Source organism: Kitasatospora saccharophila (assembly GCF_039529925.1).
Lineage (GTDB): Bacteria > Actinomycetota > Actinomycetes > Streptomycetales > Streptomycetaceae > Kitasatospora > Kitasatospora saccharophila.
Window position 1 is genome coordinate 122506 of sequence record NZ_BAAANS010000005.1, and the last position, 23764, is coordinate 146269.

The 23764-nt window shown below is 75.3% G+C and carries 23 protein-coding genes; 9 read left to right on the forward strand and 14 right to left on the reverse strand.

Annotation, left to right across the window (positions count from 1 at the left end; translation table 11 throughout):
- Positions 1-146 precede the first annotated feature (146 nt).
- On the forward strand, positions 147-1352 hold the full coding sequence (locus tag ABD345_RS05840) for an NAD(P)/FAD-dependent oxidoreductase (protein ID WP_344550683.1): 1206 nt from the start codon (positions 147-149) through the stop codon (positions 1350-1352).
- Positions 1353-1364: 12 nt separating this feature from the next.
- On the opposite strand, the gene ABD345_RS05845 is transcribed toward ABD345_RS05840, so the two are convergent.
- From ABD345_RS05845 to ABD345_RS05865, 5 genes are all read right to left on the reverse strand, one after another.
- Positions 1365-1652, reverse strand: a complete 288-nt coding sequence (locus ABD345_RS05845; protein WP_344550684.1) for a DUF1876 domain-containing protein — start codon at positions 1650-1652, stop codon at positions 1365-1367.
- A 103-nt stretch (positions 1653-1755) separates the two neighbouring features.
- Entirely contained in the window at positions 1756-1965 is a 210-nt protein-coding gene (locus ABD345_RS05850; RefSeq protein ID WP_344550685.1) for a hypothetical protein, read from the reverse strand.
- Between the two features lie 54 nt (positions 1966-2019).
- Positions 2020-2751 (reverse strand): anti-sigma factor family protein, encoded by a 732-nt coding sequence (locus ABD345_RS05855; protein WP_344550686.1) that lies wholly within the window; start codon positions 2749-2751, stop codon positions 2020-2022.
- Positions 2748-3320 carry a sigma-70 family RNA polymerase sigma factor gene (locus ABD345_RS05860; RefSeq protein WP_344550687.1) on the reverse strand — a complete coding sequence of 191 codons (573 nt, stop codon included), beginning with the start codon at positions 3318-3320 and terminating at the stop codon, positions 2748-2750. Before ABD345_RS05860 ends, ABD345_RS05855 begins: the two co-directional genes overlap by 4 nt.
- A gap of 188 nt (positions 3321-3508) precedes the next feature.
- The gene (locus ABD345_RS05865; RefSeq protein WP_344550688.1) at positions 3509-4069 is read right to left on the reverse strand and encodes a hypothetical protein; all 561 of its coding nucleotides are present in this window, start codon (positions 4067-4069) and stop codon (positions 3509-3511) included.
- Between the two features lie 175 nt (positions 4070-4244).
- On the opposite strand from ABD345_RS05865, the gene trxA reads away from it, so the two are divergent.
- On the forward strand, positions 4245-4634 hold the full coding sequence (gene trxA / locus ABD345_RS05870) for a thioredoxin (RefSeq protein ID WP_344550689.1): 390 nt from the start codon (positions 4245-4247) through the stop codon (positions 4632-4634).
- A gap of 148 nt (positions 4635-4782) precedes the next feature.
- Here trxA and ABD345_RS40250 read toward each other — a convergent pair whose 3' ends face one another.
- Positions 4783-5157, reverse strand: a complete 375-nt coding sequence (locus ABD345_RS40250) for a pirin family protein (RefSeq protein ID WP_380272733.1) — start codon at positions 5155-5157, stop codon at positions 4783-4785.
- Between the two features lie 87 nt (positions 5158-5244).
- Positions 5245-5559 carry a pirin family protein gene (locus ABD345_RS40255; protein WP_380272735.1) on the reverse strand — a complete coding sequence of 105 codons (315 nt, stop codon included), beginning with the start codon at positions 5557-5559 and terminating at the stop codon, positions 5245-5247.
- Positions 5560-5745: 186 nt separating this feature from the next.
- On the opposite strand from ABD345_RS40255, the gene ABD345_RS05880 reads away from it, so the two are divergent.
- Both ABD345_RS05880 and ABD345_RS05885 read left to right on the forward strand, forming a co-directional pair.
- Entirely contained in the window at positions 5746-6849 is a 1104-nt protein-coding gene (locus tag ABD345_RS05880; RefSeq protein WP_344550690.1) for a WD40/YVTN/BNR-like repeat-containing protein, read from the forward strand.
- A gap of 65 nt (positions 6850-6914) precedes the next feature.
- Positions 6915-7598 (forward strand): HAD-IA family hydrolase, encoded by a 684-nt coding sequence (locus tag ABD345_RS05885; protein ID WP_380272737.1) that lies wholly within the window; start codon positions 6915-6917, stop codon positions 7596-7598.
- Between the two features lie 47 nt (positions 7599-7645).
- Here the strand turns inward: ABD345_RS05885 and ABD345_RS05890 are convergent, their stop codons facing one another.
- On the reverse strand, positions 7646-8110 hold the full coding sequence (locus tag ABD345_RS05890) for a MarR family winged helix-turn-helix transcriptional regulator (RefSeq protein WP_344550691.1): 465 nt from the start codon (positions 8108-8110) through the stop codon (positions 7646-7648).
- A 102-nt stretch (positions 8111-8212) separates the two neighbouring features.
- Between ABD345_RS05890 and ABD345_RS05895 the strand changes: the two genes are divergently transcribed.
- Entirely contained in the window at positions 8213-8995 is a 783-nt protein-coding gene (locus ABD345_RS05895) for a dioxygenase family protein (protein WP_344550692.1), read from the forward strand.
- Between the two features lie 93 nt (positions 8996-9088).
- Complete coding sequence (locus ABD345_RS05900) at positions 9089-9514, forward strand: hypothetical protein (RefSeq protein WP_344550693.1); 426 nt, start codon at positions 9089-9091, stop codon at positions 9512-9514.
- On the opposite strand, the gene ABD345_RS05905 is transcribed toward ABD345_RS05900, so the two are convergent.
- Entirely contained in the window at positions 9508-10149 is a 642-nt protein-coding gene (locus ABD345_RS05905) for an NAD(P)-dependent oxidoreductase (protein ID WP_344550694.1), read from the reverse strand. The genes ABD345_RS05900 and ABD345_RS05905 overlap by 7 nt on opposite strands.
- A 205-nt stretch (positions 10150-10354) precedes the next feature.
- A complete protein-coding gene (locus ABD345_RS05910) occupies positions 10355-11110 on the reverse strand; it encodes a hypothetical protein (RefSeq protein WP_344550695.1) in 756 nt (251 codons plus the stop codon).
- 739 nt (positions 11111-11849) lie between these two features.
- Between ABD345_RS05910 and ABD345_RS05915 the strand changes: the two genes are divergently transcribed.
- Together ABD345_RS05915 and ABD345_RS05920 are read left to right on the forward strand one after the other, a co-directional pair.
- Positions 11850-13409 carry an RICIN domain-containing protein gene (locus ABD345_RS05915; protein WP_344550696.1) on the forward strand — a complete coding sequence of 520 codons (1560 nt, stop codon included), beginning with the start codon at positions 11850-11852 and terminating at the stop codon, positions 13407-13409.
- A gap of 172 nt (positions 13410-13581) precedes the next feature.
- On the forward strand, positions 13582-15204 hold the full coding sequence (locus ABD345_RS05920) for a multicopper oxidase family protein (RefSeq protein WP_344550698.1): 1623 nt from the start codon (positions 13582-13584) through the stop codon (positions 15202-15204).
- 50 nt (positions 15205-15254) lie between these two features.
- Here ABD345_RS05920 and ABD345_RS05925 read toward each other — a convergent pair whose 3' ends face one another.
- Both ABD345_RS05925 and ABD345_RS05930 read right to left on the reverse strand, forming a co-directional pair.
- The gene (locus ABD345_RS05925) at positions 15255-18125 is read right to left on the reverse strand and encodes a M48 family metalloprotease (protein ID WP_344550699.1); all 2871 of its coding nucleotides are present in this window, start codon (positions 18123-18125) and stop codon (positions 15255-15257) included.
- Complete coding sequence (locus tag ABD345_RS05930; RefSeq protein ID WP_344550700.1) at positions 18122-18610, reverse strand: hypothetical protein; 489 nt, start codon at positions 18608-18610, stop codon at positions 18122-18124. The genes ABD345_RS05925 and ABD345_RS05930 overlap by 4 nt, the downstream gene beginning before the upstream one ends.
- A gap of 212 nt (positions 18611-18822) precedes the next feature.
- Between ABD345_RS05930 and ABD345_RS05935 the strand changes: the two genes are divergently transcribed.
- Positions 18823-19776: an aminoglycoside phosphotransferase family protein gene (locus ABD345_RS05935; RefSeq protein ID WP_344550701.1), complete on the forward strand. Its 954-nt coding sequence runs from the start codon at positions 18823-18825 to the stop codon at positions 19774-19776.
- A gap of 62 nt (positions 19777-19838) precedes the next feature.
- Here ABD345_RS05935 and ABD345_RS05940 read toward each other — a convergent pair whose 3' ends face one another.
- Together ABD345_RS05940 and ABD345_RS05945 are read right to left on the reverse strand one after the other, a co-directional pair.
- A complete protein-coding gene (locus ABD345_RS05940; protein ID WP_344550702.1) occupies positions 19839-21200 on the reverse strand; it encodes a hypothetical protein in 1362 nt (453 codons plus the stop codon).
- Positions 21201-21334: 134 nt separating this feature from the next.
- Positions 21335-23608 carry a hypothetical protein gene (locus tag ABD345_RS05945; RefSeq protein ID WP_344550703.1) on the reverse strand — a complete coding sequence of 758 codons (2274 nt, stop codon included), beginning with the start codon at positions 23606-23608 and terminating at the stop codon, positions 21335-21337.
- Positions 23609-23764 lie beyond the last annotated feature (156 nt).

The window sequence follows — 23764 nt, forward strand, 5'->3', positions numbered from 1 at the left end:
CCCCGCCGGATCGTGGTCCGCCTCGCGGACGAATCCGGGCCCGGCGGGGCCGCGGAGCGGCGCGGGTCCCCCGGTCGGACGTGTGGCGGTGCCAAGGTCGGGCAGGACGGCGACAAGGGAACGCCACTGTGGGAAGGACGTGGGGCATGGACACCGGGATCGTGATCGTCGGGGCGAGCCTGGCCGGGGCGAAGGCCGCCGAGGCGCTGCGCGCGGAGGGCTACCGGGGGCCGGTCACCCTGGTCGGCGACGAGGCCGAGCGGCCGTACGAGCGGCCCCCGCTGTCCAAGGGGTACCTGCTCGGCAAGGAGGAGAAGGAGAAGGTCTACGTCCACCCGGCCGACTGGTACGAGCAGCACGGGGTGGAGCTGCGGCTGGGCGCGGCGGCGACCGCGATCGACCCGGCCGGGCACACCGTGACGCTGGAGGGCGGCGAGCGGCTGCCGTTCTCGAAGCTGCTGCTGGCCACCGGTTCGGCGCCGCGCGCGCTGCCGGTGCCGGGCGGCGACGGGGACTTCGTGCGGACGCTGCGCCGGCTCGGCGACAGCGAGCAGTTGCGGGCCGCGTTCCGCCCCGGCGCCCGGGTGGTGGTCGTCGGCGCGGGCTGGATCGGCCTGGAGGCGGCGGCCGCGGCCCGCACCGCCGGGGCGGAGGTGACGGTGCTGGAGGCGGCCGAGCTACCGCTGCTGCGGGTGCTGGGCCGGGAGGCCGCGCGGGTCTTCGCCGACCTGCACCGGGCGCACGGCGTCGACCTGCGGTTCGGCGTCAAGGTCGAGGAGTTGCGGGCGGACGGGGTGCGGCTGGGCGACGGCAGCACCGTCCCGGCCGACGTGCTGCTGGTCGGCGTCGGGATCGCGCCGAACACGGCGCTGGCCGAGAACGCGGGCCTGACCGTGGACAACGGGGTGCGCACCGACCAGCACCTGGCCACCTCGCACCCGGACGTGTTCGCGGCGGGCGACGTGGCGAACGCCTTCCACCCGCTGTTCGGCAAGCCGATCCGGGTCGAGCACTGGGCGAACGCGCTGAACCAGCCCGCGGTGGCGGCCGCTTCGATGCTCGGCAAGGCGGCGGTGTACGACCGCGTCCCGTACTTCTTCACCGACCAGTACGACCTGGGCATGGAGTACACCGGCTACGCGGAGCCCGGCGGCTACGACCGGGTGGTGTTCCGGGGCGACGTCGCCGGGCGGGAGTTCATCGCGTTCTGGCTGTCCGGCGGGAAGGTGCTGGCCGGGATGAACGTCAACGTCTGGGACGTCACCGACCCGATCCGCGAACTGGTCCGCTCCGGGCGGGCGGTGGACGCGGAGCGGCTGGCCGACCCGGCGGTGCCGCTGGACGAACTCTGATCCGGGGCGCGGTCAGGTCACCTCGCGCCACATCAGCGGGGCCATCGGGTCGCCGGTGGGGCGGGTCATCTCGTCGTGCGCCTTGGTGAGCAGGTGCATGGCGAGGTCGTTGAGGGCGCGGGCCCCGGCGACCTCCTCGCCGACCCGCAGCTGCGGGCGGTCGCCGTGGCGCCGGGTGGCGCTCCCGTGGCCGCGCAGCTCGGTGCCGTCGGCGAGGCGGACCATCGCGGCGGCCCTGGTGTGGTCGCCGTCCTCCTGGAACTCCATCTCGATGTGCCATCCGACCAGCGTCCTCATCATGGCCGCCACCTCCCGGGTGCGTGCTGGGTGTTCGGGTCGTCGGGGCCGGTCCGGTCCTTCCAGGGTGCGACGCCGGGGCCGGGGCGGCGAGGCGGGGCCGGTTTCAGCAGCGGCTGAGGCCGGTCCGCTCCACGTCGACCGGCGCCTCTCCGACGTCCTCCCCGGGGGGCTCCTCGACGGTCTCCGGCTCGTCGCACGCCTCGCGGCCGGTCCCGGTGTGCACCACGCGCACCGGGTGGTGGGGGTCGTCCTCGTGGACGACCTGCTGCGGGAGACCGCAGCGCGGGCAGAGCAGGGGCATCCGGTTGTTCATCACCGCTGTCCACGCGCCCCGCGGCGGGCAGCTCCCCGGGCCCGCGTGGCCTCCTCACTGCTTCCAGTGTGCCCCGGGGACGGGGACGGTGACCAGCACCGACGTCCCGGAGCGGACCTCGAAGCGGGCGATCGCCGCCGGGGGCAGCCCGCTGCCGCCCGCGGTGCGCAGCCCGGTGGTGGCGCCGTAGCCGGTGGGCGGGACGGTCCAGCTGGTGACGGTCTGCCGGGTGCCGTCGGTGCCGACCGCGACCAGTTCGCAGGTCTGCGGGCCGGGGACGCGGTCCAGGTCGAGGGTGATCCGGCTGCCCCAGGCGGCGGGGTCGACGCCGACCGTGGCGGACACCCCGGTGGCCGGGTCGGTGGCGCTGAACCGCTGTGCGGTGGCGGCGACTTGACTGCTCTGGACGACCGCCCAGGTGACCGCGGGCCCGCCCAGCGCGAGGATCGCCGCGACGGCGGCCAGCACCAGCCGCCGGACCTTGGCGCGCCGCCGCTCGGCGGACACCCGGCCGAGCAGCAGCTCCTCGCCCGCCGGTTCCGGGAGCGCGTCGGCGGCGAGTTCGGCGAGCAGCGCGGTGGTGGGGGCGAGTTCGGCGGCCTCGGCGGTGCAGCGCGGGCAGTGCGCGAGGTGTTCGGCGAAGCGGGCGGCGCGTTCGGGTTCGAGCACGCCGAGCAGGTGCGCGCCGAGATCGGCGTGCGGGTCCTCGTACGGGCTGTCGTCGTGCGGGCCGTCGTCGTGCGGGCCGTCGTGCGGGCCGTCGTACGGTTCGCGGGGTGCGGTCATGGGGTCACGCCCCGTTCCTCCAGGGCGAGCCGCAGGGCTCGCAGGGCGTAGTGCAGGCGGGAGCGGACGGTGCCGGGCGGGACGCCGAGGACGGCGGCGGCCTCGGTGGCGGTGCGGCCGCGCAGGTAGGTCTCGGTGATCGCGGCGCGGTGCGCGGCGGACAGCGCGCCGAGCGCGTCGGTGATCGTCATCAGCCGCAGGGCGCGGTCGAGTTCGTCCTCGGCGGCGGGGGCGGCGGGGTCCGGGAGGCGGTCGAGGGCGCTCTCCGGGACCTCCCGGGGGCGGGCGCGGGCGCTGCGGCGGCCGTCGATGACGATCCGGCGGGCGACGGTGGCCAGCCAGGGCCGCAGGCCGTCGCGGTCCGGGTCGAGCCGGTCGAGGTGCCGCCAGGCGCGCACCAGGGTCTCCTGGACGACGTCCTCGGCGCGCTGCCGGTCGCCGCCGACCAGGTGCAGCACCATGCCGTACAGCGGGCCGGCGTGCTCCCGGTACAGCGCGCGCATCAGCCGGTGCTCGGCGGCCGGGCGTCCGGTGCCGCGGGGGACGGGGGTGCGCGGGGGCTCGGCCACGGCGCCATCCTCGCGCGCGGGGCGCGCGGCGGCGATCGGGCGCGGTGCGGGCGGCGGCCTCGGCGGGCGGGGGGCGCGGGGCGGGCCGGGGACCTCAAGTCCGGGGCGGCTGGTGTCGATAACCGTGACGGGGGTGCGGCTCGGGCGCCCGCGCCGCACCCCCCGCTCCGCCCGGCCGTCCACGGCCCTCAGTAGCCGCCGCCGGACGGCGTGCCGGGCGTGCCGCCGTTGACCGGCATCGCCTTGGCGCCGCTCGGGGTGGCGGCGAACCAGGTGCCGTCCACGCCCTGGCCCTTGGTGTCGCCGGGCTTGGTGTCGGGGCTGTAGCGGTACAACGGCCAGCCGTCGAGGGTGAGTTGGTGGCTTCCGTCGGGGCGGGTGACGGTGGAGACGAGCTTGCCGTCGATGCCCTTGAGGTCGGCGCTGCCGCTGCCGTTGGCCGTCTCGGGCGGCCACAGCGAGGCGCAGGCGTCGGTGCAGTGGCTCGCCGAGGGGTTGTTGGTGTCCTGGTCGAAGCGGTACAGGGTGTAGCCCTGGCCGTCGGTGACCAGGGTGCCGAGCTTGGCGTCGTGCGCGGTCATCAGGGTGCCCTGGCTCTGTCCGGGGTTGCCGGTGCGGCCCGCCGAGGTGCTGCTGCCACTGCCGCCGCTGCTGCCGCAGCCGGCGACCAGGGCCGCGGCGGCGAGGGTGCCGGCGGCGAGCAGGGTGAGGCGGCGGTCGCGGGGGGCCGTCCGGCCGGTGGTGGTCATCGGGGTGCTCCCGTCCGGGAGGTGGCGTTCCGGTCCTGGTTCGACCGGTTCGCCCTGGGGTACGTACGGCAGGTCCCGGGTGTTCACCGCTCACGGCTGCCGGAATAGTTCCGCTGGCGACGGAGTTGTGCCGGGCGAAGGGCCCGAACGGCGGGGCCGGAGCTGCGAGAGGCAGGTGGCGATGATGAGCACGGTGGAATTGACCAAGGACAACTTCGACGAGGTGGTCCAGGGTGAGGACGACAAGGGCTTCGTCCTGATCGACTTCTGGGCGGCCTGGTGCGGCCCGTGCCGCCAGTTCGCGCCGGTCTTCGAGCGGGCGTCCGACAAGCACGCGGACATCACCTTCGCGAAGGTCGACACCGAGGCCCAGCAGGAGCTCGCCGCGGCGTTCGACATCCGGTCGATTCCGACCCTGGCGATCATCCGCGAGGGCGTCCTGGTCTTCGCCCAGCCCGGCGCGCTCCCCGAAGCCGCCCTGGAGGACCTGATCGGCCAGGCCCGGAAGCTCGACATGGCCGAGGTCCACGCCGGCGTGGCGGCCCAGAAGGCCGCCCAGAACTGACCCGGCCCCGCCCCCGCGGCGGAGCCCGGACGCGGGGCGCCCGGAGGAACACCCTTCCTCCGGGCGCCCTTCTGCGTCCCCGCGCGTCCCGTACGCGCCGAAGGCCCGTCCCCGTGGGGGGCGGGCCTTTCGGTGGGTGGGGGCCGGGTCAGTCGAGGGCGGCGGTCATCTCCCACTGGAGGAGTTCGGCGCCCTCGGGGCCGGCGGTGACGCGCTGGCCCTCGGCGGCGGTGATGCGCAGGGCGTCGCCCTGGTGGAGCAGGCCGGCGCCTTCGACGGCGGCCTCGCCGCGGGCGGCGTAGAGGTGGACGAAGGGGGCGGTGGCGAGTTCGAGGGTCTCGTCGGGGCGCAGGCGGGCGACGTGCAGGGCGGCGTGCTTCTGCCGGATGCCGATGGCGCGCTGGTTGGCGTGCTTGGCCATGCCGGACGCGAGGGTGGTCCAACCGCCCCGGGCGAGCTGGTCGTTGATGTCGAGCTGCTCGTAGCCGGGGGCGATGCCGGCCGCGTCGGGGATGGTCCACATCTGGATGAAGTGGACCGGGTCGCGGTGGGCGGGCTCGCCGGTGAGCGTCCAGGAGTCGTTCTTCTCGCTGTGCAGACTCGTGCCGTTTCAAGCGCTCCGCGCCGGGCCGGTGCCGGCGCTCATCCGCTGGGCCAGGCCGGGGTAGATGACGCCGTTGTGGCCTTCGGAGTCCTGGTGGACCAGGCCGCCGTCGAGCACCCAGGTGATGATCTCCATGTCCCGGTGCGGGTGGGTGTCGAAGCCGGTGCCGGGGGCGACGGTGTCGTCGTTGGAGACCAGCAGCAGGCCGAAGTGGGTGTTGGTCGGGTCCCAGTGGTGGGAGAAGGAGTGCTTGGAGTCCAGCCAGCCGGCCCGGGTGTGGAAGCGCTCGTCGGCGCGGCGCAGGTCGATCGTGGATGCCATCGGGTCCTCCTCCGTCGGGTGCCGGGCGCGGTCGGGGTGTCGCGCTCCCGGCATTGTTGAATTGTAAACCACCTGCGGGGCGTCCGGCATTGCCGGGCCCCCGGCGTGCTGGCGTGCGACTGTCAGTGGCCCGGAGCACACTGCTGCGGGACCGCGTTACGACCGAGTCTCCGGATGGGTTCGACGATGAACGATGCACGGGATGCGCAGGGTTTCCTGCTGGCTGTCGGCACCAAGAAGGGCCTGTTCCTGGGCCGCAGCACGGACCGCGAGACGTGGGAGTTCAGCGGACCCCACTTCCCGATGAACGGGGTCTACGCGGTGGGCATCGACCGCCGCGGCGGCCGGACCCGGCTGCTGGTCGGGGCGGACAGCAGCCACTGGGGCCCCTCGGTGTGGTGGTCGGACGACCTGGGCGCCGACTGGCAGGAGCCCGCGCGGCCGGCGGTGAAGTTCCCCGAGCGGACGGGCGCCACCCTGGAGCGGGTCTGGCAGCTGCAGCCGGCCGGCGACGAGGCCCCGGGCGTGGTGTACGCGGGCACCGAGCCCGCCGCGCTGTTCCGCTCCACCGACGGCGGCGAGAGCTTCGCCCTGGTCGACGGGCTGTGGGACCACCCGCAGCGCGAGCACTGGGGCGCGGGCTACGGCGGCCAGGGCATGCACACCGTCCTCACCGACCCGCGCGACCCGGACGCGCTGCTGGTCGCGGTCTCCTCCGGCGGCGCCTACCGGACCGCCGACGGCGGCCTGAGCTGGCGGCCGTCCAACCTCGGCGTGCGGGCCGACTTCCTGCCCGACCGGTTCCCCGAGTTCGGCCAGTGCGTGCACAAGATCGCCCGGGACGCGGGCGACCCGGACCGGCTCTACCTGCAGAACCACGGCGGGGTCTACCGCAGCGACGACGCCGGGCGGACCTGGAAGTCGATCTCGGGCGACCTGCCCGCCGACTTCGGCTTCGGCGTCGCCGCGCACCCGCGCACCCCCGGCACCGCGTACCTGTTCCCGCTGGAGGCCGACTACGCCCGGCTGCCCGTCGACCGCCGCTGCCGGGTCTTCCGCACCACCGACGCGGGCGAGACCTGGCAGCCGCTGACCGCCGGCCTGCCCGCCGAGGAGCACTACGGCGTCGTCCTGCGCGACGCGCTGTGCACCGACGACGGCGACCCGGCGGGCGTCTACTTCGGCAACCGCAACGGCGAGGTGTACGGCTCCCCCGACGGCGGCGAGCACTGGTCGCTGCTCACCTCCCACCTGCCGGACGTGCTGTGCGTGCGGGCGACGGCGCTCTGACCGGCCCGGGAACGGGGAAGACCCCCTCCGAAGACCAGCAACCACCGACCGGAGGGGGAACCACCGTGGCGCAGCCGCACGGCGACGGGACGCGGCAGGACGGCGACGGAACGGACCGGCCCCCGCCGCGGGGGCTGATCCTCGACTTCGCGGGCGTCCTCACCCGGGGCACCGGGACCTCCCACCGGGCCTGGTGCGAGCGGGAGGGCCTCGCCCCGGACGCCTGGTGGCGGACCCTGACCGGGGACCCGGCGGTGCGGGCGCTGTACGCGGACCTGGAGGTCGGGCGGATCGGGCAGGCCGAGTGGAACCGGCGGGTCGCCCCCGCCCTCGGCCTCGCCGACCACGTGGACCTGATGGGCCGGGCCTGGTCCACCGTCCGCCCGGCGGTCCGGATGATCGCCCTGGCGCGGGCGGCACGGGCGGCCGGGCACACCGTCGCGCTGCTGTCGAACAGCTTCGGCACCGACCCGTACGACCCGTACGCGGCGCTCGGCCTCTGGGAGCTGTTCGACGTCGCGGTGATCTCCGAGCGGGTGGGCCTCGCCAAGCCGGACCCGGCGATCTACCGGCTGGTGCTGGAGGCGATGGGGCTGCCGGGCCGGGCGTGCGTGTTCGTCGACGACCAGCCGGCCAACCTGCCGCCGGCCCGGGCGCTGGGCGTCGAGACGGTGCTGGCGGACGGGGAGGACGCGACGGTGGAGCGGGTGGCGGCGCTGCTGGGCCTGCCGCCGGTGCCGGCCGGGTGACCGCGGGGCGGCGGAGCGGGTGACAGCGGGCGGCGGGGCGGCGGGGCTCAGGAGTCGGCGGCGCGCAGGCGGTCGCTGACGGTGCCGAGGCTGTCGGCGAGGGCGGCCAGCTGGGTCGGGGTGAGCACGTCGATCAGCGCCTCGCGGACGGCGGCGACGTGCCCCGGGGCGGCGGCGCGCAGCGTCGCCCAGCCCTGGTCGGTGATCTCGGCGAAGACGCCGCGCACGTCGCTGGGGCAGGAGCGGCGGGCCACCAGGCCCGCCTTCTCCAGCTGGGTGACCTGGTAGGTGAGGCCGCTCTTGGAGGTGATCAGGCGGTCGGCCAGGTCGGTCATCCGCAGCGAGCCGCCGGGGGCGGCGGAGAGCTGGACCAGGATCTCGTACTGGGTGTGGGAGAGCCCCGCGTCCTCCTTGAGCTGGCGCTCCAGGCGGCGGGCGACCAGGTTGGCGGCCGCGACGAACCCGCGCCAGGCGGCCATCTCGGTCTCGTCGAGCCAGCGGGGATCGTCCATGCCCCGCAGTCTACTCCGGTTGTTCAAATTTGAACTCAGGTGTACCTTCGGAGGCACGAGGTTCAAATTTGAACTACAGGCCGGCTACAGGAGGACGGACCCATGAGCACCCCCACCACCGAGCGCATGCCCGCCCTCTACCTCTCGCACGGCGCGCCCCCGCTCGCCGACGACCCGGTCTGGCCCGGCCAGCTCGCCGCCTGGTCCGCCGACCTGCCCCGTCCCAAGGCGATCCTGATGGTCTCCGCACACTGGGAGGAGGCCCCGCTGGCGATCGGCGCGGTCCGCACCCTCCCGCTGGTGTACGACTTCTGGGGCTTCCCCGAGCACTACTACCAGGTGCGGTACGCCGCCCCCGGCGCGCCCGAACTCGCCGCCTCCGTCCGCAAGTTGCTCAGCGCCCCCGGCACCCCCGTGCAGGACGTGCCGGACCGCGGCCTCGACCACGGCGCGTACGTCCCGCTGGTCGAGATGTACCCCGACGCGGACATCCCGGTCCTGCAGGTCTCGCTGCCCACCCTGGACCCGCGCAAGCTGATGGAGATCGGCCGCAAGCTCGCCCCGCTGCGCGACGAGGGCGTCCTGATCGTCGGCTCCGGCTTCTTCACCCACAACCTGCGCGCCCTCTCCCCCGACGGCCGGATCACCTCCGTGATGGCCGAGTTCGACGACTGGGGCCGCCGCGCCCTGGAGGCCCGCGACCTCGACGCCCTGCTCGACTTCGAGCACAAGGCCCCGGCCGGCCGCCTCGCCCACCCGCGCACCGAGCACTTCGCCCCGCTCTTCGTCACCCTCGGCGCCGGCGAGGCCGACCTCGGCGAGCAGCGCAGCGTCATCGACGGCTTCTGGATGGGCCTGGCCAAGCGCTCCGTCCAGTTCGGCTGAGCCGCGCCGGCCCGCCCCGGGCCGGCCGCAACCTCTTCGGCCCGGGCGGCGTCCGGACCTGACAGGGGACGACCGAGGCGAGGCGGGGCGGGAATGGACGAGGAACGGGTGCGCTGGTGGCACCGGACGCGCTACAGCCTGCTGGCGGCCGGGGGCGGCTGGGCCTGCACCGTCGCGGCGCTGTGGGCGCTGTCCGCGTTCCAGGCCGAACTCGGCCGGCACTGCTTCGGCACCCTCCAGATCTCCGGACCCGCGCCCGCGCTCGCCCTCGCCGGCCTGGTGGCGGGCGCCGCCGCCTTCGGCTGGGCGGCCTGGCAGCTCGGCCACGCCCTGTTCCGCCGACCGGAACGGGAGCGGGCCGGACACACCGTGCTGGCCGTCGTGGTGCCGATCGTCCTCGTCGGCCTGCTGGGGCAGGCGACCGTGCTGTACGGGGCCGAGCGGTACCGCAGCCCGCACGCGACCTGGTGCCCCAAGGGCGCGCCGCTGCGGGGTCCCGCCCCCGACGGGGTTCAGTAGGCGCAGGTGAAGCGTTCGCCGTGGTGGGCCGGTTGTTCGAGCTCGTCGACCAGGGCGGCCGCGAAGTCCGGCAGCGAGAGGGTGGACAGGCCGTCCGGGGTCGTCACCAGTTCGTCGGTGCCGGAGCGGTAGGCGCCGGTGCGCTCGCCCGGAACCAGGCTCCGCGGCGGGCTGAGCACCGTCCAGTCGAGATCGCGCACCGTGCGCAGGTAGTCCAGGGCCCGGCCGTGCGCCCGCATCAGCTCGAACTGCCGGGGCGTCACCGCCGGGTCGTCCCACAGCGGCGCGCCCGAAGCGGTGGCCAGGCTGCCGGCGCTGCCGACCACCAGCAGGCGCGGTGCCGCGTCCGCGAGCCCCCGCAGCCCCGCGACCAGCGCGTGCGCGGCGGGCTCCACCAGCCGCCCCCGGCCCGGGCCGTCCCCGCCGCCGACCGCGCTCACCACGGCCTGCCGGCCCGCCGCGACCCGCGCCACGTCCGCCGGGTCCAGCACGTCCCCGCGCTCCACGCTGATCGCCAGCCCCTGGTACTGCTCCGGCCGCCGCACCACCGCCGTCACCCGGTGCCCCCGGGCCAGCGCCTCGGTCACCACGCACCGACCGATCGCGCCGTTCGCCCCGATGACCGCGATCCGCATGCCCGACCAGCCTCGCTCTCCGTGCCCGCGCGCCCGACGTTTCATCAGACCACGCGAACGCCCCCGGGGCCGGGAGGCCGCCGCGCGGTGCCGACGGGCACCGCGACGGCGCCGCGCGGCGGCGTGCGCGGCGGTGGCGTCCGGGGTTCCGGCCGCGCCGGTCCGGGCCCCGCCGGGCCGGAGCGGACGCGTCGGCCCCCGGACGTCACTTCGTCCAGGCCGCCTGGAACTTGAGCAGGTCGACCAGGTCGGTGTAGCCGACCTGGGCCGGGGCGTTGTCGGTGCCGGAGAGCCCGATGATGCTGCAGCCCTTGGCCTCCATGCCCTTCTTGACGCCCTGGAACTTCGGGCCGGGGCACTTGGCCACCGTGATCGAGGCGGGCGGGTCCATGAAGACGCCGTTGTGGCCCGCGGTGTCGACCACCACGAACTTCGAGCTCGGCGCGGTGAAGGAGAGGCTGGCGTCGCCGAGGTTCTTGATCGTGTAGCTGACGTAGACCAGGGTGTGGCCCTCGGCGTTCGCGGTGGGGGCCTTGGCCTCCTGGAGGTCCTTGATCGAGCCGATCTCGACCCCGGTGACGGTGATCTGGAGCTTGGTGGTGACGTTCGCCTGCTTGTCGGCGAAGTCGACCGTGGCCGGCTGGCCGATCTTCACCGACTGGGCGGCCGGCTTCAGCCTGCCGCCGCCCGCGGCATCGCCGCCCCCGGTGCCGCCCCCCGTGCTCCCGCCGGTGCCGCCCCCCGCCGACGAGGTCGTCCCGCCGGTGCTCCCGCCGGTCACCTTGCCCGTCGGGGTGGCGCCGGTCGCCTTGCCCGTCGGGGTGCCGCCCGCGGCCGGGGCGGAGGCCGTCGAGGTACCGGCGCCCGCCGCCTCGTCGCCGGTCCCGTCGCTGCCGTCCGGCTCGCAGGCCGTCAACGAGAGCGCGGCGGCCGCGGCGACGGCGGCGACGGTCAATTTCATGGTCTTCGTACGCATGGTGCGCCAGTTCTTGGGCGCTCTCCGCGGAACCGTTACCGGCCTGCCCGTGCGGTGGCGCCCGATCCAAAAGTGACTCGGAGACATGGGCACAGCGGGCAAGAAGCCGTCCCCCCCGATCTGGCTCGTTGTCACGGACCATACCAGTCGGCCGAATTGCCGAACCAACCCTCCGGAATTCCGGGCGGACCGGGGCGCGGAAGACATGGAACGCATACGACATAGAGGGTGATAATCGGACGGAGAACCATTTTGGCGGCATCGGATATCCGCTGCGGAGAAGGCGGCCCCGGAACTTCCGTTGTTCGCGTCAGAACAACCGGGCGGGGCAATCCGGACGGGCCGGGCCGGCGGGCTCCGGTGGCAGCCCCCGGCATTGGTGGGGCGCACGTCGCCCTGGGCCGTGCGCCCGTCGAACGTCCGTCCCGTGCGGGCGAGTTGGACCACCGATCCGCCTCCCCCGCCGTTCGCACGTCGGCCCGCCGCCGCGCGGGCACACCTCGGGCCGGGCTACGACGGGTTGCGGAGCGCGGGGCGGATCCGAACACGCGCGGGCGCACACGTGAAATCCACAAACGGTGGCGGTGATTCCGTGCGCCCCTGGTGGGCGGGGCGGCGCCGAACCGACGATGGCTCGCGCCTCTGACGGTCCGTCACCGAACGGTGCGTCACGGGCCGCCGCTCCCGCCCCGCACCCCGCGCGGGCACCTCCGGAAGGACGTCCATGCCGCACCGTTCCACCATCCTGCTGCGCCTGCTGCTGCCCGCGGCCCTCGCCGCCGGCGCCCTCGTCCCGCTCTCGGCGGGAGTGGCCGCCGCCGCGACGCCGATCTGCCTGAGCGGCACCCTCCAGTTCGACTACCAGTCCGCCGAGGCGGGCACCGGGAAGCCGACCCTGACCCGGGCCGCCCGCAACGCCTCGGTCGAGCTCTGGGGCCGGGAGAAGTCCACCGACACCGACCACAAGCTGAACCCCGACACCCAGCTGACCGGCGCCGCCGACGGCTCGTTCAACCTCTGCTACACCCCGGTCGCCACCACCTCGATGGACCACCTGTACGTCCACTTCGCCACCCGCGACAACCAGGTGTGGAAGGTCGCCGACGCCGGCGGCACGGTCTACACCTACGACACGCCGACCCAGACGAACATATCGACGAGCCTCGCCCTCGGCGTCGTCAAACCGACCGGCGCGGCCCGCGCCTGGCACGCCTTCGACACCGTCAACCTGCTCTGGTCGCGCCGGGCCAACTCCACCACCCCGTGCTGGACCACCGCCGAGGCGAACGCCGCCACCTGCACCACCCTGACCGTCCGCTGGTACCCCGGCTCCACCGACGGCCCCTGGTACGACCTGTCGAACACCGTGCACCTCGCCGACGCCGACCCGGACTCCGAGCACACCGTGCTGCACGAGTCGGGCCACTTCTTCCAGAACCGGCTGTACAACGGCACCTTCCCGACCGTCACCAACTGCAACCCGCACTACGTCCCGACGGCGTCCTCCGCGACCTGCGCCTGGACCGAGGGCTTCGCCGACTCGGTGGCGGCCTACCTGCTGGGCGACCAGCGCTACGTCTGGCCGGACGGCTCCTCCTACCCGTTCACCGCCGCGGCGGGCTGGCAGACCGGCGACCAGGTCCAGGGCAACGTGGACGGGGCGCTGCTCCAGCTGTGGAACCAGGTCGACGGCAGCTGGGACCGCACCGTCGCCACCCTGGCCTCGCACACGCCCGCCACCTTCGCCGACTGGTTCAAGAACGTCCGCCCGACGGCCGCGCCCCCGCTGTCCACCACCGGCGCCGCGCTGACCGCGCTCGACACCCACGCCATCAACTACGGCCCCACCGTGGTCAACGACGGCGCCTACCACGCGCTCAGCAACGGCGGCGGCGTCGCCCTCCAGCGCGGCGGCACCTGCAGCGGCAGCATCCCCTCGGTGGCCGAGTTCGCCGCCCTGGACACCACCCGGGCCTCGCAGCGCTGGAAGTTCGCCACCAACACCGACGGCACCGTCCGCGTCTACGACAGCTGCCCGATCCCGCTCTACCTGACCGCGCCCACCACCGCGGGCGGCCAGATCTCCCTCACCGCCGTCAACCTCGGCGCCGCCAACCAGAAGTGGCAGGTCACCCAGAACGCCGTCGGCACCTACACCCTGACCAACCCGGCCACGGGCTTCGTCCTCGACGGCAACGCCACCGCCGGCCAGGCCGTCACCGCCAACACCGCCGCCGCCGGCAGCGCCGGCCAGAAGTGGGCCTCGGTCTTCTCCATCTCCTGACCCGGCCGCCTGCCCCCGCTCCCGGCCCGTCCCCGCTCCCGGCCTGCCGGGGACGGGGGCGGGCCCCGCAGGCGGTCCTGACGGACCGTCGACCGGAGCGGGCCGCGCGGTGCGGCGGGGCGAACAGTGGCGCCGCTTTGCCCTAGATTGCCCGGTTATGGGAGACAGTGGCGTGATCGGTCGACGGGTGCTGCTCAAGGGGGCCGCTGCGGCCGGTCTCGTGGTGGCGGCGGGCACCGGGGCGGCGTCGGCGACGACGGCAGCGGGGCGGGCCGCCTTCCCGCAGCCCGCGACGGTCCGGCGGCGGCCGACGCCGGAGCGGGTGCCCTCGGTGCTGGAGCAGGTGCTGGACGTCCGGTACGCGGAGGTCCGGGTGCCCGGGTACGGGCCGGTCACCGTACGGGCCTACAACGGGGGCTTCCCGGGGCCGACGCTGCGGGTGCGGGCCGGGGACACCCTGCTGCTCACCCACGTCAACGGGCTGCCGCCGAACCCGGCGGGCGGGATGCGCGGCGCCCGGATGCCGCACCGGCCCAACAGCTTCAACCTGCACGCGCACGGGCTGCACGTCTCCCCGTCCGGCCTCGCCGACAACGTGCTGCGCGAGTTCGCGCCGCGCGCCGCGTCCGGCGACCCGGAGCCGCGCTACCGCACGGTGCTGCGGATCCCGGCCGACCACCCGGCCGGGACGTACTGGTACCACCCGCACCTGCACGGCTCCACCGCCGAACAGCTGGCCGGGGGCATGGCGGGGGTGCTCGTGGTGGAGGGGGACGTGGACGAGGTGCCTCAGGTGCGGGCCGCCGCGGACGTGGTGGTGTGCGTCAACGAGCTCAAGCTGCGCGGCGGCCGGGTGCCGCCGTTCACCTCCGGAGCCTGGACGGCCGGGGTGCCGTCGGTGTTCACCGTCAACGGCGCGGTCAACCCGGTGCTGGCGCTGCGGCCGGGCGAGGTGCAGCGCTGGCGGCTGGTCGGGGCCACCGCGTTCACCGCACTGGACCTGCGACTGACCGGCCCCGACGGCGAGTTGACGATGCACCGGATCGCCCAGGACGGGGTGACGCTGCCCGCCCCGGTACCCGCGCGGACGGTGTCGCTGGTGATGGGCAACCGGGTGGACCTGCTGGTCCGGGGCGGGGCCCCCGGGCGGTACGAGCTGCGGGCGGCGCGGGTCGCGGAACCGCTGCTGACCGTCGAGGTGGCGGGCGACCCGGTCGACCCGCCGATGGCCCTGCCGACCGCGCTGCCGGCGGGCCGCCCGTTCCTCGACGAGCGCGACGTCACCGGCCCCGACCGGGAAGTGCTCTTCCACGTCGACCCGGGCGTCTTCCCGCAACCCTTCCCGGACGCCTTCCGGGTGCTGGGCAGCGGCGCGACCCCGCCCGCCGACCCCGGCGGCGACCCGCACCGCGACCCGGCGTACGGGCTGTACGACCCCGACCACGTCAACCACGTGCTCCCGCTGGGCCGGACCGAACGCTGGACGGTCCGCACCGGCGAGACCGCCCCCGGCTTCAACCACCCCTTCCACCTGCACACCAACCCGTTCCTGGTGACCCACCGCAACGGCGTCCGGCTGGACCCGCCGGTCTGGCACGACACCGTCGGCCTGGCCGGCGGCACCCCCGGCGAGTCGGTGACCTTCCTGGTCCGCTACGAGGACTTCACCGGCCGCACCATCGCGCACTGCCACCAACTGCACCACGAGGACCTCGGCATGATGCAGACGGTGGAGTACGTGGCGCAGCCCGGCGCGTCCGGGCCCGGTCGCGCCGGAGGAAGCGCTGCCCGGTGACGGGGGCCGGGACCTCCCGGACCTCCGACCGCTGGACGGACCCGCTGAAGTCACTCCCCGGGGGCGGGGGTCGCGGCGGCGGCGGCCGCGATCGCCTTGAAGCCGCTCGCGAGGTTCCCGTACCCGTCGGTGACCTCGTGCAGGGAGGCGGTGAAGAGCCGTGCCCGCTCCTCGTCGGTGTGCTGCGGCCCGTCTGCGGGCGGGACCATCGCGTCCTGGCACTCCTGGGCCCCCTTCCTCATCCGGGCCAGCGCGTCGGACCAGGCGGTCCGCAACTCCGGGTCGGGGACGGAGAAGTAGCGCTGCGCCTCGACGACCCGGTCGCCCACGGCACCGCACAGCCGGTGGAACGCCTGCTCGTCCACCGAGACCTTGCCGTTGGCCTTCGGCGTCTCGGTGCCGGCCTTCGTGATCTCGGCGGCCAGCGCCATCGTCGCGGTGTCGATCTCCCGGACGGCCGAAGTCCCGCCGCCGGTCATCCAGGCGTACAGCTGCGTCCGACGGAGCTCGGCCGCCTGGTCGGGCGGGAGCTGGTCCTGGCCCCGCGCGGTGGGCCAGGGCACGGCCGTGAGGTCGCCGGGCAGGGTCGGCGTGTACCAGGCGGTACCGGCGGTCAGTGCCGCGAGGGGGGAGGCGAGGACGAGGACGGTGCCCGCCGCCGCGAGGCGACGGCGCCGCCGGACCGGGCCGACTGGGCCAGGGGGCGCGTCGGTGCCGACGGGCTCCGCCGGGCGCCGGCGCAGGCGGCGGACCGCCCGGGCGGTGCCCGCGCCCACCACCGCCGCGCAGGCGGCCCCCAGGACGGCGTCGACGAGCGTCACCATGACGACCGCTCGGGAATTGTCGAAACCGGCCTGGAGGTGTGAGCGCCGGCAGCGGTCGACGACGGTGTTGAACGGGCCGAGGCAGCCGTCGGCGGAGTAGAGCGCGAAGGCACCCGCGTAGCCGAGCAGTTGGACCACCGGGACCGCGACCAGGGCCCGCGGTAGCCAGTGCCGCCGGGAGAAGGCCGCCACCAGCCCGGCCGTCAGGAGACAGGCCGCCAGCACGGTCACGACCGACCACCACAGGTGCACCGCGAGGTACGCCGCGGTCCGCTCCTGGAGACCGGCCGGCCGCTGCGGGTACAGCACGTACGCCATCAGGGCGAGCCCCGCCCAGGAGAGCAGCCCGCCCGCCAGGCCCGCGCCGAGCGTCCGCCGCAGGCGGAAACCCGGCCGCTGGAGGAGGACCAGCACGAGCGGCACGAGCCACGCCAGCAGCGCGGCGACGCCGAACAGGGCGTCACCGAACAGCGGCGTGAGCAGCGGCATGCCGAAGGACAACGCCGACAGGTCGAAACGGTAGTCCTGCCACAGGCCCGGGCCCCTGCGGTCGTAGAGCGCGGAGATCGCACCGCCCGGATCGCCGGCCCCGAGCGCGATCCGGCTGCCTCCCAGTTGCCACCATTGCAGTCCCGCGGCCAGCAGCAACCCGGTGACCAGCGCGCAGAGCGCCGCCGCGGTCCACCGTCGGCGCCGCCCGGGGAGGCCCACGGCCAGGCGGAGGCACTGGGAGAACCACACGACGGGCACCGCGCCGATGAAGAGCAGGGCGACCAGGTACTCCGGTTGCGGCGGCACCCAGGCCAGGCGGCTCCGGCCTTCGGTGGTGACGGCGCCCAGCAGCAGCCCGCAGCCGAGCCAGAGACCCGCCCGGGCACCGGATCCGGCGCGGCCTCGGGCGGTCAGCGCGGCGCGGACGATCGGCAGGCCCAGGCTCAGGCAGAGCACCGGCGTCACGAGGACGACCGTGGTCCAGAGCGAGTACTCCCACGTCTTCGACAGGGGCAGCGGCAGCGATGCGGCCGAGTCGTAGAGCAACCAGGTCGCCACACCGGCCAGGAACATCTCCAGCGAGCCGACGCCGGGCACCCGGTCGGCGTCGGCCAGCGTCCGCCTGCGCTCCGCCCACCCGGGGTGGGTGCGCAGCGCCGCGAGGAACCGGTGCAGCGGTGGCCGCACGGTTCTCGGCGGTTCGGCCGCGTCCCAGGTGTCGGGGTGTGCGCCACAGGCGACGGCCCGGAGGTCCGCCTGGAGTTCGCGGCGCCGCAGCAGGTCCGCCCGGGCGAGGTGGACCAGTCCGGCCAGGAGCAGCCCGACGACGACGTCCGCCACGGTGCCGCGCGAGAACACGCGCCACCGCAGGGAGTCCGCCCCGGAGAGGGCGTCGGCGAGGAGCAGCCCGTCGAGGGCGAGCGAGGGGAGCAGGGCGAGGAGCACGTACACCCGCCACAACGCCGTGGTGGCGTACGCGTAGTCCACGTCGCGGTGGTGGATGTGCGCGAGCTCGTGCAGGACGACGGCGCGGAAGCGCTCGGGGTCGGTGCCGCGTCGCACGAGCAGGCCGCCGTGGAGGAGAACGGTGTACCTTCCGGTGCGTCCGTGGACGGCGGCGCCCGAGGTCAACCGGGCCGCGTCGACGTGGAAACGCGGGCGGGAGCGGATTCCGCTCCGGGCGCACAGGTCGGCCAGTTCGGCCGTCAGCGTCCCGTCGGGGTCGACGGCCTCGACCGGCACCGGGCGCCGGCGGCGGTCGCGCAGCGCCGGCAGCCACCAGTACACCAGGGCCGCGACGGCCAACAGCACCAGGGCCGCGATCGCGCCCTGGTACGACACCGGTCGGGTGGCGGCGCACTTGTCGAGGGCCGCCGCCTGGTGTGCGATCACCTGGACCTTCTCCAGGTCGCTGCCGACCGGATCGAATCCGGCGGCGTAGAGGCAGTCCCATCCGGGTGGCACGGTGTGGCGGCGGAACACCCAGGTCTCGACCAGCACGGCCGCCGCGCCGAGGGCCTGGGTGCTCGACACCGTGACCAGGACGATGAGGAGCACGAACCGGGGGCCCGTACCGGTCGCGCTCCGAAGCCCGGCGGCAGTCACGCGTCGGATTCTGGTGTTCCGGAGAGCTCGTGGCCCGTCGCGTTCCCGGTCGCGATCCGCGCCACGACGTCGTTGGCCAGCGCTTCGGCCTCCTGTGGTGCGATGCCCCGCTCGGCGGCCCGCTCCAGGACGAGCGTTCGGACCAGTGCCAGCTGTTCCGGCGTCAACTCCACTACTGAGACGGGTGGTTCGGCCTGGCGGCGCAGCAGCTTGCGGATCCCCGAACGGCACCGGCGCAACGCGCTCTCCGCGATCGTCTCGGCCGTCTGCTTGAGCACCTGGTCGAGGGCGAGCCAGACGACGGGCGTGACCAGCGCCGCCACCTCCGCGAAACCGAACCCGAGCGGCTCCCTGCGCGGCCCCCGGCCGCGCAGGACGCGGACGACCTCGGCATCGTCCAGGGTCCGCAGGCCGTCGACCAGCGGCAACTCGTGCGGCGCGTGTTCCGCCACCACCTCGCGTACCAGATCCCGCACCAACAACATCGGCAATCCCCCTTGGGGAAAGGGTAGTTGAACGTCAGGGCGGCTGGAAGACGGCGAAGGCCGCCGGGTGGGGACCGCGGTCGGTGGTCGCGCGGCAGCAGGTGGCGGAGGAGCCCGGGGCGGCGCGGTGACGTGCCGGACCCGGCGGGTGTTCGCGGTGGCGGGGCGGAAATCCACTGGCCCCGGGGCGGGACGGCGGGGAGACTGCCGGGATGATGCTGCACGAGGACGAAGTTCCGGGCGATGAGGCGCTCGTGCGGGCGTTGGTGGCGGAGCAGTGTCCGCAGTGGGGTGGGCTGCCGGTGGTGGCGGCGGGGGCGGGGACGGACAACACCATGTACCGGGTGGGCGGCGGGCTGCTGGTGCGACTGCCGCGGACGGCGGACGCGGCGCGGGCCGCGCGCAAGGAGCGGGAGTGGCTGCCCAGGTTGGCGCCGTCGCTGTCGTGGCCGGTGCCCGAGCCGCTGTACGCGGGGGTCCCGGGGGCCGGGTTCCCACTGGTGTGGTCGGTGTACCGGTGGCTGGAGGGGGCCGAGGCGGGGCCGGACAGCGTGCGGGACTGGGCCGGGTTCGGGGCCGATCTGGCGCAGTTCGTACGGGAGTTGCACGGGGCGGATCTGCGAGGGGCCCGGCGGACGGGCGAGTTGAGCTGGTACCGCGGGGGCGGGTTGCGGGCGGTCGAGGAGTCGATCGCCGGCCGCTTCGGCGAGTGCCGGGCCTTGCTGGGCGGGGAGTTGGACCTCGACGCGCTGGAGGGACTGTGGCGGGACGGGCTCGCGCTGCCCGAACCGTCGGGACCGCACGGGTGGCTGCACGGGGACCTCAAGCCGAGCAACCTGCTGGTGCGGGACGGCCGGTTGAGCGCCGTCATCGACTTCGGCTGCCTGTCCGTCGGCCACCCCGACGCCGAGCACGCCCCCGTCTGGGACCTGCCGCCCGAGGCCCGGCGGGCGTACCGGGAGGCACTCGCCCCGGACGAAGCCACCTGGACCCGCGCCCGGGCCTGGGCGATCGCGGTCGCGGTCAGCGGGATCCCGTACTACTGGCGCACCCTCCCGGCGTTCGCCGCCGAGTGCCTGGCCCGGCTGCGGGCGGTGCTCGACGAGGTGGCGGGCCCGGAGGCGGACGCGGCGGCCGCCGCCTGGCCGTGGCCACCGCGCGCGTGAGCGCCCACCCCCGGGGCGGGGGCCGGTCCTCGCCGGGGGTGGTCTGCCGCCCGGCTCCGGGGTCAGTCCTTGTGGTCGGCGGCCTGCCGCCGGGTCGCGGCGCGGCTGAACTCGCCGGAGCCGACGCGGGCGGCGAGGGTGTCGTCCGGGCCGGAGAGGAGGGAGCCGTAGCCGGTGGCGGCCCACAGGCTGCGTTCGGCCGGGACCTCGAAGTAGGGGACGGTGCGGCCGTGGTCGCGGACCGCGAGGACCTGCGGGGAGCGGCGGGCCTTGAGGGCCTGGCCGCAGTCGGTGCAGACGGCGACGTCGACGCGGTCGCGGCGGCCGAGCGGGCGCCAGGTGGTGCGGCGGGCGGCGGTGCCGTGCCGGGGGTCGAAGAAGCAGAGCGGGAGCCGGGGTTCGGCAGCGAGCGCGGCGCGGCCTTCGGCGGCGAGGGCGAGCACGCCGGCCAGGTCGGGGAGGCCGTCGGCGCGGTCGAGGACCCGGCCGGCCGCGTCGTAGGCGTCCAGGGCGCGGCTGAGGCCGGGGGTGGTGGCGCCGTCGGCGCCGTCCAGGGCGGTGCCGAGGGCGAGCACCTCGTCGGCGGCCTGGCGGCGCAGTCCGGCCTCGTCGGCGGCCCGGTCGGCGGCGAACACCGCGTCGGGGAAGGTGAAGGCGGTGTGGCGGGGCTTGCGGCGGCTGCGGACCAGCAGGGCGGAGCCGATGACCAGGGCGAGCACCAGGACGGCGACGATCGCGAACGGGCCGGTGGCGGAGGACGAGGCGGACGGGGAGTCGGCGTGGTCCTCGGTCTGGGCGCGGGCCGCGTGCTCCCGGTCGACGCGGTCGGCCTCGGCCTTGTACACCTCGGTGCCCTTGCCGGTGCCGATCAGTTCGATCGCCCGGCCGATCTTGGCGGCCAGGCCGGCGTCCTTGAGCTCCTTGATCAGGGCGACGGCGTTGGCCGCGTCGCGGGCCTGGTGGGCGTTGTCGGCCGGCCACTCGTAGCCGTTGAGCCAGCTCCCGTAGTCGTCGCTGGTGATCATGATCAGCGGGGACTGGCCGAGGCGTTCCTGCACGACGGCGGCCATCGCCTTGGCCCGGCCGTCGAAGGCGTCGCCCTTCTGCAGCGGCACCAGCACCACCTTGACGGGCAGTCCGGTCGCGGCGATCTGCTCGGCGAGCTGCTGCTGCTGGGCGGGGGTGACGGCGGCGGCGAAGGCCGGATCGACGTACACCGGGGAGGTCTTGAGCGCCTCGGCGATGCTCGCGCCGGTCGCCTTGGTGGCGGGGGTGGCGTCGGCGGCGCGGGCCGGGGTGACGCTGCCGGTGCCGAGCAGGACGGCGCAGGCCAGCAGCAGCACGGCCAGCAGGCCGGACAGCGGACGGCGGCCGGGTGCGGTGAGCACGCCGGGTGCGGTGGCGGTGGGGCGGTCACTGGACACTGGCGGACTCCCTGGCCCTGGGGACGGGTGCGTCGAGGCCATCGGATGCGGCCGGAAGGATCTGCCCGGCGTCCGGCCGGGCGTCGGGTGCACGGCGGGCGGGCGCACGGCCGGCGGGCGCACGGCCGGGCCGGTCACTGGACACTGGCGGACTCCCGGGCCCACTGGACCAGCGCGTCCACGCCTTCGAGCGCGGCCGGGAGGACCTCCCCCTCCTCGTTCCAGGCGACGGTGCCGCGGCCGCCCTCGTCGGGCAGGCGCAGCAGCCGCTTGTCGGTCTCCGCGCGGCGGGCGGGCAGGTCGGCGGCGCCGTACCGGTTGACGCCGCTGAGCTGCAGGAGGTCCCGGCACTCGGCGCACAGCTGGGCGGAGGTCGGGCCGAGGTCCACGGTGGTGAACCAGGACGGGACCTTGCCGCCGTCGGCGATGCCGTGCAGCGGGCTGAGGCGGCACAGCCGCGGGCCCCGCCGGTCCTCCAGGGTGTCGGCCCCGGCCCGGGCCAGGGCGACGGCGGCGGCCAGGTCGGACGGGGTGGCGTCGCTGCCGCCGTCCTCGCCGAGCAGGAGTTGGGCGGCGTCCAGGCAGTCCCAGGCGCGGGCCCGGCGGGGGTCGTCCTGGTCGACGGCGGCCAGCCGGACGGCGAGGGCGCGGGCGTCCTCGGTGGCCCAGGAGCGCAGTTGGCGGGCCGAGGGGTGGGTGGCGGTGTGCCGGGGGCCGGTGCTGGTGGGCCGGGCGGGGGCGGGCGCGGCGGACCGGGCGCGGCGGGAGCGGAGCACGGCGCGGGCGGTGGCGACGGCGGCCCAGGCGAGCAGCAGCAGGACGGCGAGCAGCAGGACGCCGAGGGTGATGCCGCCGCCGAAGTCGTTGCTGAACAGCGGCGGGAGCTTGTTGCTGCGCAGCTCGGGCAGTGTCTCGCGGTCGCCGGTGTAGCCCTCGTCGCCGGTGGGTCGGGCGGCGGCGACCTCGTCCAGGACGGTGTTCAGCCGCTCGGAGATCTTGAGGTCGTCGTAGGAGCCGTCGCGGTCGGGGTAGCGGAGGTCGGCCTTCCGGAACTGGCTGGACAGGTCGGTCTCGGCGGCGGCGTACTCCTCCACCTGCAGGTAGCCGCCGACCGGGTCGACCTGCACGTAGACGCCGTCCCGGCCGGTCTGCCGGTGCACCTGGGCGAGCAGGGCGGAGCTGTCGCCGGCGCTCTCGTCGTCGCCGTCGGAGGAAGTGAACAGCAGGAACACCGGTGTCTTGGTGGCGAGTTGGCCCATCCGCTGACGGACGGCGGCGAGCTGTTCGGGGGTCAGCGGGTTGGGGGCGGAAGCGTCCTGGTAGATGCCACCGTCGGCGGTGAGCGCGGCGGCGGCCTCGGTGGTGCGGGCCTCCAGGTCGGCCCGGGTGACGGTGAGGTCGGGGTCGTCGATGGTCTGCGGGAAGACGCTGGGCGCGGCGAGCACCACGCCGAACACGGAGGCCACCGTGACCAGCAGGGTGGCCACCAGCACGCTCCGGCGCAGCGGCGCGGGGGCGAGCGCGGCGGGCTGCGGGCGCCCGCCGCCCTTCGTCCCGGCCTTCGTCCCGCCCTTCTTGAGCTGGGCCTTCGCGGTGGCCTTGGTCAGGGCGACGGGCGGCTTCTTGCCCAGGTCGACGGCCGGACGGCGGACGGCTCCGGTGCTGCGGGCGGGCGGGCCGGGGCGCAGCGGGCGGCGGCGGGCGAACCACAGGCCGAGGGAGAGCAGCAGGCCCGGGATGACCACCACGGCCAGGCCCAGCAGCAGGTTCTGGTTCTGCCGGTCGGTGGAGGAGATGTACGCCCGGGGCGGGTCGTCGTCGTGGTGCTGCTCCAACTCCCGGGCCTCGGCGGCGACCTGGTCCTTGCCCTGGGTGACCTTCTCGGTGAAGGCGGTGAACCGGGCGAGCGGCCCGGCGTCGTAGGAGACGGTGCGGTTGGCGATCCGGGCGGCGTCCTCGGCCGGGAGGTCGACGCCGAACGCCGAGACGGTGACGCCGCCGTACTTCTCGACCAGCACGTACAGGCCGTCGGTGCCGAGCCGGTCGTGCACCTGGGCGAGCAGCGTCCGGTCCGAGTCGGGCAGCACCAGCACGTAGGTGGGCACGCCGGTGCGCTCGGCGGCCTCGGCGTACGCGGGGGCCAGCGAACGCGGCACCTGGCGCGGCAGGTCGGCGGAGATGTAGACCGGGCTCTTGCGCAGCTCGGCGGCCAGCCGCTCGGCCTGCGACGCCTCGGCGGGCAGCAGCCCGGCGGCGGGGGCCGTGGCGGAGGCGGACGCGGCGGGGGCCGAAGCCGTGGCGGAGGCGGACGCGGCGGGTGACGGGCCGGCCGCCGCGGACGCGGCGGCGGGGCCGAGCAGCACCAGCGCGGCGAGCGCGGCGGCGGCCACCGGGGCTCCCGGGGTCATTCGCGCCGCCGGCCGTCGCCGGTCCCGTATCCGCTTCTGTGCCCGCATCGGTGCCTCCCGGGTGGTTCGGCCGGTCACTTTACCCGCGCTTGATGTGGACGAGAACCGGCTGTCGACGGTTCCGGATGGTTGGATCGGGGCGGCGGCGCTGCCACG